At 28.6% G+C, this 2,777-nt stretch carries 3 protein-coding genes; 1 reads left to right on the forward strand and 2 read right to left on the reverse strand.

The annotated features are described in order from the left end of the window. Window positions 1-86: 86 nt before the first annotated feature. Window positions 87-500, reverse strand: a complete 414-nt coding sequence (locus tag Q0807_RS18795; protein WP_301162054.1) for a helix-turn-helix domain-containing protein — start codon at window positions 498-500, stop codon at window positions 87-89. 92 nt (window positions 501-592) lie between these two features. Between Q0807_RS18795 and Q0807_RS18800 the strand changes: the two genes are divergently transcribed. Beyond that, the gene (locus tag Q0807_RS18800; RefSeq protein ID WP_301162055.1) at window positions 593-1,426 is read left to right on the forward strand and encodes an alpha/beta hydrolase; all 834 of its coding nucleotides are present in this window, start codon (window positions 593-595) and stop codon (window positions 1,424-1,426) included. A gap of 207 nt (window positions 1,427-1,633) precedes the next feature. On the opposite strand, the gene Q0807_RS18805 is transcribed toward Q0807_RS18800, so the two are convergent. Continuing rightward, the gene (locus Q0807_RS18805) at window positions 1,634-2,449 is read right to left on the reverse strand and encodes a hypothetical protein (RefSeq protein ID WP_301162056.1); all 816 of its coding nucleotides are present in this window, start codon (window positions 2,447-2,449) and stop codon (window positions 1,634-1,636) included. Window positions 2,450-2,777 lie beyond the last annotated feature (328 nt).

Here is a 2,777-nt window from a genome sequence, read left to right on the forward strand (position 1 = left end):
TGGACGACCTTACGATGAAAACTTTGTTTCAAGATTAGTTTAAAATGACTTGTTTTTTAACTCAGTTCTTTGTTAGCCACTAGTTTTTAATCTATATCTAATTTCTTTATTGTTCTTCTTATAAAACTTTTTTTGTCTTTTTTAACATCTTTTAAAAGCGCTTTTGTTTTATCAGGTATGTCAGCATAATATTTTTCTCCCCATAAATTGATTTCAACAAGTATAGGCAGTAATTCAATACCTTTCTTAGTGAGTTTATATAATACTTTTGATTTGCTATTTGGATGTTCAAGTTTTTCAATGACCATATGTTGCTCTAACGTCTTTAATCTTGCTGCTAAAATGTTAGTTGATATTTTTTCTTCTGATTTTAAAAAATCTCCATAAGTACATTGTTTAGCTAACATTAAATCACGAATAATTAATAATGACCACTTATCTCCCCATAACTCAAGAGAACAACTTATGGGACAATTTGACCTGTTTTTATCTTTTGACATAAAAATAATTTTTAATTCACTTGCAAAACGCAAGTGAATTTTTATATTTGTACTTGTAAAATGCAAGTAAATATATAATTAAAATTTTAAGAATGAAAAATTCAAACACGCTAAATACAGAATATGCAAATGTTGATGATTTAAAAATTGCTTATCGAAAAAAAGGTAATGGCACTCCAATTATTTTGGCTAATAGGTTTAGAGGTACTTTGGACACATGGGACCCACTTTTCTTAGATTTATTATCAAAAAACAATACTGTAATTACTTTTGATTATACTGGTGTTGGCTATTCTGAAGGTGAATTACCAACAGATATTAAAGAGGTTGCAGGTCAAATAGTAAAGCTTGCAGACTATTTAAAAATTGATAAATTTTTTGTATTAGGTTGGTCTTATGGTGGTTGGGTAGCACAATATGCAACATTTATTAATTCTTCAAGAGTTTTAAAAACCGTAATAATTGGAAGTAATCCAATTGGTAAAAATGAAATACCTCTTGAACCACTGTTTATAAAACACGCCTTAAAACCAATAAATGACTTAGAGGATGAAATTATTATTTTTTATGAACCTAAATCAGAAAAGAGTAGAAAAGCAGCTGAAGAATCTAGAAGTAGAATTTATTCTAACATAGATATTTCAAAAATTCCATCTACAAAAGAAGAATTTAATCGCTATTTTGCTGCTGCACCATTAGTGGTAGAGGATAAAGAAAATTTTAGAGAAAAGTATACAACTTTACAAACACCAATTTTAGTCATTTCATCAGACCACGATATATCTTATGCTACGGAGAATTGGTTTCCACTTCTAAAAAATGCGCCAACAATTCAACATATTATTTTACCAGATTCAGGTCACGCAATGCATTTTCAATATCCTGAATTATCAGCTAAATATATTAACATTTTCCTGAAAAATTAAAAAATAATCCTTGGAATAAAATGAGTTAAGTTCGTATTGAGTGCTGTACTTAACTTGTGGTTAACGTGTTTGTGTATGGTTAGTTGCGTGGTTAAGCAACTAAGTTAACAAACATTTACGAACCCGAGAAAATTCCGCAGGAATTTTCGCAAGTAAGCTCAAAAAAGCAATTAATTATACACGGTGTTGTAAGTAGTTTTTTTAATCTTAATGTTGAATTTCACTATAAGTTACATAAACTGATGTTTTTAACTTATCTCTTTTATTAAAAATCTCTAGGGAAATCAAGTTGTCATTTTTATCTTTTTCTTCGATTGTATAATATCCTTTCTGTTTTTCAAGGGTGATTCCATAATTTATTCCTTTTGATTCAGTGTAATGGTATATTTTATACTTTCTTAGGCCTATTTCAACCTTTTTGCTTTGTCTTTTTAAAACACCTTTTTTATCTGTTTTGTAGTATTCAGATGTCTTACCATCTTCTGAATATTCAAACTTTTCAATTCTTATTAATTGATTTAATGAGTTATACCAATTTCTCGATGTTACTTTATTTAAATTGTTATATTTTGCTTCTAAACTTAGATAATATTTACCATTTTTTTTATTATATAATTCTAGGCTATTTCCATTATCGTCAAAAATTCTTTTTTGGTCAGTTATAGTATCTCCTTTCCTTATTTGGTAGTTGTTAGTCCTGTTTCCATCATCATCATAAAGATATACGATGTAGTCCAAGGTGTCTTTTTTTGAGGTAATAATTGCCTGGACAAATTTTTTGTCTGTATCTAAAATTGTCACAGTTTTGGAACCTTTATCTAGAGCAGATGAAAGTGTGTTAGTATTAGTCAATAGATTCCAATCTTTGTCGTAATATGTAACTAACTCTCTATGGTTAAGCGTGTCTTTTTTATTGTAAACTGTAGATTGTATTGTCTTTATGTGTTTTGTGTTTTTTGGATATTCCTGCGCAATAATATTAGAGCAAAAGAAAAGTATAAAAATCAGTAGTTTTATTTTCATTTTAGCGGTTTTTTAAAATTACTTACAACGTTGTTGTGTATGGTTAGTTGCGTATTTAAGCAACTAATTTAGCAAACAAATCACAGATAGAAAATTCCAGCGGAATTTTCGTAAGTCGGCAGTGACCAAGCAATTAATTATACACGTCTTAAGTTAGCATTTTAATAAAAGTACTAATTTTAAGATATAAATAGATAGAAAGAACAAAAGAGAGAAATAAGATTAGTATACACGGTGAAGCTTAAGACTTAGACAACATTGATAATCCTCTCTCTTTTACTACTAAGATTTCGTTCAGTTCTGTGAGACCTAGATCTCGTTTTCAAGT

It is taken from the genome of uncultured Winogradskyella sp. (genome assembly GCF_947495255.1).
Taxonomy (GTDB): Bacteria; Bacteroidota; Bacteroidia; order Flavobacteriales; family Flavobacteriaceae; genus Winogradskyella.

Bases quoted from the DNA above. Each gene is read 5' to 3' on its own strand.
- Q0807_RS18805 (WP_301162056.1), bottom strand. From the start codon at position 2,449: ATGAAAATAAAACTACTGATTTTTATACTTTTCTTTTGCTCTAATATT.
- Q0807_RS18800 (WP_301162055.1), top strand. From the start codon at position 593: ATGAAAAATTCAAACACGCTAAATACAGAATATGCAAATGTTGATGAT.
- Q0807_RS18795 (WP_301162054.1), bottom strand. From the start codon at position 500: ATGTCAAAAGATAAAAACAGGTCAAATTGTCCCATAAGTTGTTCTCTT.